We start from the raw sequence: 8,539 nt of genomic DNA, 5'->3' as shown, positions 1-8,539 counted from the left end.
AAGGGGCTGCGGCTCGTACAGCCGCTGTGTTGCCATGTCCGGCGTAGTTTTGTTTCCTCCGAGTGGGTTTTCCCTTTCCCACAAATGCCCCACACAGGGCGGCACAAGGGCTCTTGTTTCGTTGGTGTATGATACACAAGAAAGTGCCGAAATTCCATCGTTTTTTCTGTACGTTTAGCGGCTTGCTATCCCTCCGGAAGTATGGTAATATACAGTTACCGCAAGGGAAAAACAAAAAAACGGATGCCCTGAGCCGAGGCAGGATGCTGCCCGAGGCGAACGGGTATGCCGACACAGGATTTTAGGAGGCTGGAACACACAATGGCAAAAACATGGAAAGTAAAAGCGTTGACGGTAACAGGAACAGCAACCGAAAGGGTGGAAAATGGGATTCACATTTACGACCCTGGCAAACAGGAATGGCTGGTGATCAAAGAGTTTGACGACTTTGAAAAAGCCGAAAACTGGATGACGGATTACATCAGGAAAAACCACTTCTACTACGGCGATTTCAAAATCACACGATAAGCTTCCCTGCACGCTCCAAGCAGCCCCTGAATCAAGGGGCTGCGGCTCGTACAGCCGCTGTGTTGCCCTGTCCGGCGTGGTTTTGTTTCCTCCGAGTGGTTTTCCCTTTCTCACAAATGCCCCACACAGGGCGACGTGGAGCTTGCTTTTTTTGTTGGTATCATACACAATTTTCTGCCTTCCTCTTTGTGCAGAATATGCCGAAATTTTCGTTGACTTCTCTTTTGGTTTATGGTAATATACATCATGCCAAGAGGCAAAAGCAACGAAAACTGGAGGAAAAAACAATGTGGACAGAAGGAACAATTCAGGTAGGAACGAGCACTTTTCACTACTGGGTGAAACATTACGAGGAGCCTTCCACTTTTGGATATGAGGAAGGCAGAGCCTCGAAAATCTCCCTGCGGCGGAATGGCAAAACGGTGTTCAATTTCGACCGGGGCATGGATATTCCGCCGGAGGATGAAGAAACTGAAACTGCACTGGCGATCCTGCTGAAACAGTACAACTAATTCATCCAAAACCGAATCCCACAATCCGGAGCCGAAAGGCTCTGGTGGTCGTACACCTGATTTGGGTTCGTGTATGATACACAAGAAATCACAGAAATTTCGGCGTTTTTTCTGTTCATTTAGCCGCTTGCAATCTTTGAATTTGTATGGTAATATGGTTACAATGGGAATGGAATCTCGATTACAAAACTGCCCCATGAGGGCATTAAAATAAATGATGCAGACTTGCTTTTGGCAGGTCTTTTTTGTTTGGAGGTGAGAACAATAGCAAGATTTAAACCGACCCGTTTTATGGCGGAGGATTCCAAGTATAACAAAAAGGCGGCAGACTATGCTGTCTCTTTTATTGAATGCCTCAGCCACACCAAAGGCACATGGGCAGGAAAGAAATTCGAACTGCTGGACTGGCAGGAACAGATTATCCGTGATTTGTTCGGAATCTTGAAACCGAACGGCTATCGGCAATTTAATACAGCATATATTGAAATTCCGAAAAAAATGGCAAGAGTGAGCTTGCAGCTGCCGTCGCTCTGCTATTAACTTGTGGTGACGGAGAACAGCGAGCGGAGGTCTATGGTTGTGCCGCAGACCGACAGCAAGCCTCGATTGTTTTTGACGTTGCCGCAGATATGGTTCGTATGTGTCCGGCTTTGATGAAAAGAGTCCGGATACTTACTGCACAAAAAAGAATTGTATACACACCAACAAACAGCTTTTATCAGGTACTTTCCGCTGAAGCTTATTCCAAACATGGCTTCAACATCCATGGGGTCGTGTTCGATGAACTTCACACGCAGCCGAACCGAAAGCTCTTTGATGTTATGACCAAAGGCTCCGGCGATGCCAGAATGCAGCCTTTGTACTTCCTGATTACCACTGCCGGAACGGACACCAACAGCATCTGCTATGAAGTTCACCAAAAAGCAAAGGACATTCTGGAAGGCAGAAAGCATGATCCGACTTTCTATCCGGTTATCTATGGAGCAGATGAATCCGAGGACTGGACTGACCCAAAGGTGTGGAAAAAGGCAAACCCAAGTCTGGATAAAACCATTGGAATGGATAAGGTGGTGGCTGCGTGTAATTCTGCAAAGGAGACTCCCGGCGAAGAGAACGCCTTTCGGCAACTGCGTTTGAATCAGTGGGTAAAACAGGCTGTTCGTTGGATGCCAATGGAAAAGTGGGACAAATGCAAGGTTGCCTTTGATGAATCTGAACTGGAAGGAAGAATCTGCTACGGTGGACTTGACCTTTCCAGCACAACGGATATTACAGCTTTTGTTTTGGCATTTCCTCCAACTGAAGACGATGAACATTATTATATTTTGCCCTATTTCTGGTTGCCGGAGGAAACACTGCCCCTCAGAGTAAGACGTGACCATGTTCCATATGATGTATGGGAACGGCAAGGATACCTGAAAACTACGGAGGGCAATGTTGTCCATTATGGTTTTATCGAGAACTTCATCGATGAGCTGGGACAGAAGTTTCACATCAAAGAAATTGCATTTGACCGTTGGGGTGCAGTGCAGATGTCACAGAATCTGGAGGGACTTGGATTCACGATGGTACAATTCGGGCAAGGCTACAAAGATATGTCACCGCCTACCAAAGAACTGATGAAATTAACGCTTGAACAGACCCTTGCCCACAACGGGCACCCTGTTCTTCGGTGGATGATGGATAACATTTTCATCAGGCGTGACCCTGCCGGAAATATCAAGCCGGATAAAGAAAAATCCACAGAGAAGATTGACGGTGCGGTTGCCATGATCATGGCTCTTGACCGTGCAATCCGCTGTGGATGCGTTTCTGATGAGTCGGTTTATGATACGAGGGATATGCTGGTGTTATAGGTTTGATTATCTTTGCAAACTGGAATTTCTTGAATGGTCGGATATTCTCCGTTATGATCTTTTAAATATTCATTAATTTGATCTTGAGTAATATTCATATATGCAATTTGTGTGGAAATCTGCATTTCCTTATCTGTATAACTCATCTTCTCTAATCTCCTCCATTTTTTGATTAAATTCATCAATACTCATTTTCCAAATACCTTGCTCGGCACCTTGTGCCACTCGCTCATACTTTTCGTCCAGAAATCCAATTAGACTTGAATTACAAGAAAGGGAGGGATACTCGCTATAATATTCTTCTACAGTTTTCTCATCCTCCAGTAATATAAAATCAATCCTTAAATAATCAAGATTTGTATCAGAAACAATGCTTTGAATATAGGAATATAATTCCTCATTACTGTAACAATCTAAAAAATCAGAAGATAAATATAAAACAATTGTTGGATGAATGCTATATGCAGACATCTCATCATTGTATTCTTCAATTGTGATATTCGTATTCTTGATTTCTTTTTCTTTAAACGGAATGCTCGGAACATCTACATCAATGTAAAAATACAAATTGACATCGGCGAAGGTTTTTTCCACGATTTTCTTGTATTGGTCTCCAATGATCGATTGAATATAATCATCTTTTCCGCCACGTGTTTCAATCAGGCTATACACCTCAAACAATAAATCAGGATCATTTACTGGATATGCAATTGTTCGATGAGAATCCATGATAGTTTTCACTTCGAACTCTTCTCCATACTTTTCGTATAGCTGCTCTTTCGCAAATTTTGCTAAATCTTTACTGTCATAAATAACACAGCCTGTCAGCCAGATTGTATTTGTAAAAACAACAGCACATAAAGCTGCTATAGAAAAAAGATGATGAATGATGTTCTTTCTCACTCTTGCATTCTCACTTTCTGTAAAAATCACCGGAATTTTTGCGATGTAAATGGTTAATGCCCATCAGATCAGCTGTATAGCATTTCATATTTTACTTTAGTATAAATGAGCATTTCCAGCGACTTGCACAAAAATATGCCATAATTTCACATGATAATCCCGTTTTTAATTGCAGAGAGAGCATAAATGGTTGGGAATTGTTGTGCAAAATGACGGTGCATGCTCATTTATAGTTATTGATAAATATTTTCATACTCATCAATTTCCATACAAATATTATCTTCTGCAATTTCATGCTCATAGACGATATATATATCATTAACTTTTTGAACAGCATATGAATACCAATAATACTTATTTCCTTTTAGTATTCTTTTACGTATTCCAATCTGCTTACCTTTTTCAAGTTTGAGATAGTTTGCATTCATCTTGTACTTTCACCACCATACCCCAGATATTAGAATTTACCAAATTAACAAAGCACGATTTATAGAGTTTCTACCCTACATTCTGTTTAGTTTAGTATATTATACCACACCCCAACCCTCAAAGTCAAGAAAGGAGTGATTCTTATGGGTATTTTTACAGGACTATTCAAGTCCAGAGATAAGCCGACCAACAGCTACGATTCGCCGTCCTACACATATTTCTTTGGACGAGCCAACAGTGGTAAACGTGTTACCGACAGAACAGCCCTGCAGCATATTGCGGTTTATGCCTGCGTGCGGGTTCTGTCGGAGGCTATCGCACAACTGCCGCTGCACTTATACAAATACAACGATAATGGAAAAGAGCGAGTGCCGCAGCATCCGCTCTATTTTTTGCTCCACGATCAGCCAAATCCGGAAATGACATCATTTGTTTTCCGAGAAACCTTAATGTCCCATTTGCTGATTTACGGTAATGCCTATGCACAGATCATCCGAAACGGCAGAGGTGATGTTATCGGACTGTATCCCTTGATGCCGGATAAAATGAAGGTTGACCGTGATGAGAAAAACCGCTTGATATATATTTACAGCCGTTATGATGAAGCAAATCCGAACCTGAAAGAACAAGGTGATATCGTTCTCTACGCTGATGAAGTTCTCCATATTCCCGGACTTGGATATGATGGCCTGGTGGGATATTCGCCGATTGCACTTGCGAAAAATGCGATCGGCATTTCTATCGCCTGTGAGGATTATGGGGCATCTTTCTTCGGAAACAACGCAAATCCAAGCGGTGTGTTAGAACATCCTGGAGTAATCAAAAATCCCGATAAATTAAGAGATGCATGGCACAGAGCCTATGGCGGAAGAAATGCACATAAAGTCGCTGTTCTGGAAGAAGGCGTAAAGTTTACGCCGATCTCAATTCCGAACAACGAGGCTCAGTTTCTGGAAACCCGTAAATTTCAGATTGAGGAAATTGCAAGAATGTACAGAGTGCCGCTCCATATGATCGGCGACCTTGACCATGCAACATTCAGTAACGTAGAGCATTTATCCCTTGATTTCGTGAAATACAGCCTTGACCCATGGATTGTTCGCTGGGAACAAGGACTTATGAAAGCATTACTTTCAGATTCAGAGAAAGGCAAGTATTTCATCAAGTTCAATGTTGAGGGGCTTTTGCGTGGTGATTATGCGAGCCGTATGCAAGGCTATGCCACAGCAAGACAAAACGGCTGGATGTCCGCCAATGATATTCGTGAACTGGAAGATATGAATATGATCCCTGACGAATTGGGCGGAAATCTCTATCTTGTAAATGGTTCATTTACAAAACTCGCAGATGCAGGGGCATTTGCAAATCAAAATCAAGAAAAGGAAGAAGAAACCGAATGAAGAAATTCTGGAACTTTGTAAAAAACGAAGATACATCAGAAACAGAGCTTTTGTTTAACGGACCTATTTCGGAAGATACCTGGTGGGGCGATGAAGTGACACCTGCCCTTTTCCGTGACGAACTTTCAAAAGTCAGCGGAAATCTGACAGTCTGGCTGAACTCGCCGGGCGGCGACGTTTTTGCTGCAAGTCAGATTTATTCCATGCTGAAAAATCACAAAGGCAAGGTTACCGTGAAAATTGACGGTATTGCTGCATCAGCGGCTTCTGTTGTGGCAATGGCAGGCGATGAAACTTTAATTGCACCAACTGCCCTAATGATGATCCATGATCCCAGCACTTGTGCTATGGGAAACAAGGCAGATATGGAAAAAGCTATCATCTTGCTCGATGAAGTCAAAGAGAGCATTATCAACGCCTACGAAACCAAGTCCCACCTCAGCAGAAACAAGATTGCAAAGCTGATGTCCGATGAAACATGGCTCAATGCAAAAAAGGCTCATGAGATGGGATTTGTGGACGGAATTCTGTTTGCAGAGAAGAAAATGCCTGTTGTTCCCAAAGAGGAAGAACCGGATGAAGAAGAAAAAGAAGATACACTGACCGCAATGACCTATTCCAAATCGAAGAATCTATCTGCATTCTTATCCAAAGTATCTGCATCAGCAGAATCTGTTACAGGCACACCCATTGACCAGCTTGAAAAAAGGCTGGCACTTTTGAAATATTGATTGGAGGAATTGATTATGGCTATGACAATTCAGGAACTGAGAGAAAAGAGAAAGAAGGCTTGGGACACTGCCCGTGATTTTCTCGACAGCAAGAGAAATGCAAACGGCGTTCTCAGTGAGGAAGATTCCAAGACTTACGATGCAATGGAACAGACCATTGTCGATCTTGGCAAGGAAATTCAGCGTCTGGAACGACAGGCTGAAATTGAAGCTGAAATGAACAAGGCAACTTCCACTCCTGTTCTCGGCAAACCTGCAACTCCGAATGTAACGGAAAAGACAGGTACAGCAAGCGACAATTACAAAACGGCATTCTGGAACAGTATCAGAAACCGCAACTGGATCGATGTCCACGATGATTTGCACATTGGCACAGACGCAGAGGGTGGCTATCTTGTTCCAGATGAGTTTGAACGAAAACTGGTGGAATCATTGGAGGAAGAGAGCATTTTCCGCCAGATGGCAACGGTTATCAAAACTTCCAACGGCGACCGCAAGATTCCGATTGTGACTTCCAAGGGCGAGGCTGTCTGGATGGACGAGGAACAGCAGTATTCTCTTTCTGATGATACATTTGGGCAGGCATCGCTTTCCGCATATAAGCTTGGAACAGCAATTAAAATTTCAGAAGAACTTTTGAATGATTCTGTTTTTGACCTGCCGTCCTACATTGCAAAGGAGTTCGCAAGAAGAATCGGTTCTAAGGAAGAAGAGGCGTTCTTCGTTGGTGATGGCAAGGGAAAACCGACCGGCATTTTTAATGCTACAGGCGGTGCGGAAGACGGCACTTCCACCACAGGTGCAAGCATTACATTTGATGATGTGATGGAACTTTTCTACTCCCTCAGAAGTCCGTACCGCAAGAAAGCTGTATGGGTGCTCAACGATTCCACAGTGAAGGCACTTCGCAAGCTGAAGGATAACACAGGCAATTACATCTGGAATCCGTCCGTGCAGGCAGGTGTGCCGGATACAATCCTCAATCGTCCTTACAAGACATCCAGCTATGTGCCGGAAATCAAGGCAGGCAACAAGTGCATGGCATTCGGTGACTTTAGCTATTACTGGGTGGCTGACAGACAGGGACGTTCTTTCAAGAGACTGAATGAACTCTTTGCCATGACAGGTCAGGTTGGTTTTCTTGCAAGTCAGAGACTTGACGGAAAGCTAATTCTTCCAGAAGCTATCAAGACACTTACCATCAAGAAAGCGTAATCAGAGAAAGGGGTTGGAGTGGGTGGTAACTTTACAGGAAGTCAAGCAGTATCTGCGGATTGATTTTGAAGATGACGATACATTGTTGCTCTCCCTTATTTCAACTGCAAAACAGCTGGTAATGGATGTGGGAAGAATGGACGAGGAACGCTTTTCAGAAAACGAAGATGTGGTACGAACAGCGATGCTCTACACGGTTTCTTATCTCTATGAAAACCGCAATACTGCAGACTTTTCCAAGCTGACGTTAACGCTTCGTGCCATGCTGTTTGCACAGCGAGAGGATGTGATTTGATGGAAATTGGAACACTCAATCAGAGAATCGCCTTTCTGGAGAATCGTGTCGTTACCGATGAAATTGGCAATCACACCGCTGTGTGGGACGAAGCTTTTTCCTGCTTGGCAAGAGTGACTTTGAAATTTTCTGTGGAGCATACGGATGCTGGTGTGACCAAAGAAACACAAACGCTGGAATTCCTCATTCGGCAAAGTCGAAACTGGATGCCGTCTGTAACAGGCAACCGAATCTTGTTTCAGGGAAATATTTATGACATCACCGGTATTACACCGGATTATCTGCACAAGGATTATCTGAAAATTACTGCAGAAGCCAGAAAGGCAGGACAAAATGACCAGTATTGACAATCTTGCAGCGGAAATCATGCAGGGCTTGCAAGAATATGCAGACCTTGCAGATACCGCCATGAAAAAGGCTGTCCGGAAAACCGCCACGCAAGTGAAAAACGAGATTTCCGCCAATGCTCCGAAGGACACCGGAAAATATGCAAAAAGCTGGGCAACGAAAAAGACTGGCGAAAACAGTCACTCTTTGGAGATAACTGTCCACAGTAAGAATCGCTATCAGCTGGCACACCTTTTGGAAAAGGGACACGCTAAGCGTGGCGGTGGACGTGTATCCGGCAAACCGCATATTGCTCCTGCGGAAGAAAACGGTGTACAGTTGC

General features: G+C 43.6%; 11 protein-coding genes and 1 pseudogene. 9 read left to right on the top strand and 3 right to left on the bottom strand.

The genetic code is table 11. From position 1 onward, the window contains the following. The first annotated feature begins 321 nt into the window (after positions 1-321). The 3 genes and pseudogenes from RUMCAL_RS11645 (at position 322) to RUMCAL_RS11630 (ending at position 2,896) form a co-directional block, all read left to right on the top strand. The gene (locus RUMCAL_RS11645) at positions 322-528 is read left to right on the top strand and encodes a hypothetical protein (RefSeq protein ID WP_040648117.1); all 207 of its coding nucleotides are present in this window, start codon (positions 322-324) and stop codon (positions 526-528) included. A gap of 287 nt (positions 529-815) precedes the next feature. Then, positions 816-1,040 (top strand): DUF7678 domain-containing protein, encoded by a 225-nt coding sequence (locus tag RUMCAL_RS11640; RefSeq protein WP_040646671.1) that lies wholly within the window; start codon positions 816-818, stop codon positions 1,038-1,040. A 291-nt stretch (positions 1,041-1,331) separates the two neighbouring features. Further along, positions 1,332-2,896, top strand: a pseudogene (locus tag RUMCAL_RS11630) (terminase large subunit). Here RUMCAL_RS11630 and RUMCAL_RS15625 read toward each other — a convergent pair. The 3 genes from RUMCAL_RS15625 to RUMCAL_RS11620 all read right to left on the bottom strand — a co-directional run bounded on the left by RUMCAL_RS15625 (position 2,866) and on the right by RUMCAL_RS11620 (position 4,227). Continuing rightward, positions 2,866-3,042 (bottom strand): hypothetical protein, encoded by a 177-nt coding sequence (locus RUMCAL_RS15625; RefSeq protein ID WP_156902544.1) that lies wholly within the window; start codon positions 3,040-3,042, stop codon positions 2,866-2,868. The pseudogene RUMCAL_RS11630 and the gene RUMCAL_RS15625 overlap by 31 nt on opposite strands. Continuing rightward, positions 3,026-3,799: a hypothetical protein gene (locus RUMCAL_RS11625; RefSeq protein ID WP_040648115.1), complete on the bottom strand. Its 774-nt coding sequence runs from the start codon at positions 3,797-3,799 to the stop codon at positions 3,026-3,028. The genes RUMCAL_RS15625 and RUMCAL_RS11625 overlap by 17 nt, the downstream gene beginning before the upstream one ends. A gap of 233 nt (positions 3,800-4,032) precedes the next feature. Then, entirely contained in the window at positions 4,033-4,227 is a 195-nt protein-coding gene (locus RUMCAL_RS11620; protein ID WP_021683097.1) for a hypothetical protein, read from the bottom strand. A gap of 144 nt (positions 4,228-4,371) precedes the next feature. On the opposite strand from RUMCAL_RS11620, the gene RUMCAL_RS11615 reads away from it, so the two are divergent. From RUMCAL_RS11615 to RUMCAL_RS11590, 6 genes are all read left to right on the top strand, one after another. Further along, positions 4,372-5,628 carry a phage portal protein gene (locus RUMCAL_RS11615; RefSeq protein WP_021683096.1) on the top strand — a complete coding sequence of 419 codons (1,257 nt, stop codon included), beginning with the start codon at positions 4,372-4,374 and terminating at the stop codon, positions 5,626-5,628. Next, positions 5,625-6,359, top strand: coding sequence for a head maturation protease, ClpP-related (locus RUMCAL_RS11610; RefSeq protein ID WP_021683095.1), 735 nt, complete (start codon positions 5,625-5,627; stop codon positions 6,357-6,359). Before RUMCAL_RS11615 ends, RUMCAL_RS11610 begins: the two co-directional genes overlap by 4 nt. A gap of 21 nt (positions 6,360-6,380) precedes the next feature. Further along, positions 6,381-7,574, top strand: a complete 1,194-nt coding sequence (locus RUMCAL_RS11605) for a phage major capsid protein (protein ID WP_040648120.1) — start codon at positions 6,381-6,383, stop codon at positions 7,572-7,574. A 22-nt stretch (positions 7,575-7,596) separates the two neighbouring features. Next, the gene (locus RUMCAL_RS11600; RefSeq protein WP_040648114.1) at positions 7,597-7,869 is read left to right on the top strand and encodes a head-tail connector protein; all 273 of its coding nucleotides are present in this window, start codon (positions 7,597-7,599) and stop codon (positions 7,867-7,869) included. Further along, positions 7,869-8,216 carry a phage head closure protein gene (locus RUMCAL_RS11595; protein WP_021683092.1) on the top strand — a complete coding sequence of 116 codons (348 nt, stop codon included), beginning with the start codon at positions 7,869-7,871 and terminating at the stop codon, positions 8,214-8,216. Before RUMCAL_RS11600 ends, RUMCAL_RS11595 begins: the two co-directional genes overlap by 1 nt. Beyond that, positions 8,203-8,539, top strand: a 337-nt coding sequence (locus RUMCAL_RS11590; RefSeq protein WP_021683091.1) for an HK97 gp10 family phage protein, incomplete at its 3' end; no start/stop codon positions are given. The genes RUMCAL_RS11595 and RUMCAL_RS11590, both read left to right, overlap by 14 nt.

This window comes from Ruminococcus callidus ATCC 27760 (genome assembly GCF_000468015.1).
In the GTDB taxonomy this organism is placed as follows: Bacteria; Bacillota; Clostridia; order Oscillospirales; family Ruminococcaceae; genus Ruminococcus_C; species Ruminococcus_C callidus.
Note: the sequence above shows the minus strand (reverse complement) of the source record. Positions and strands in the feature narration are given on the sequence as shown.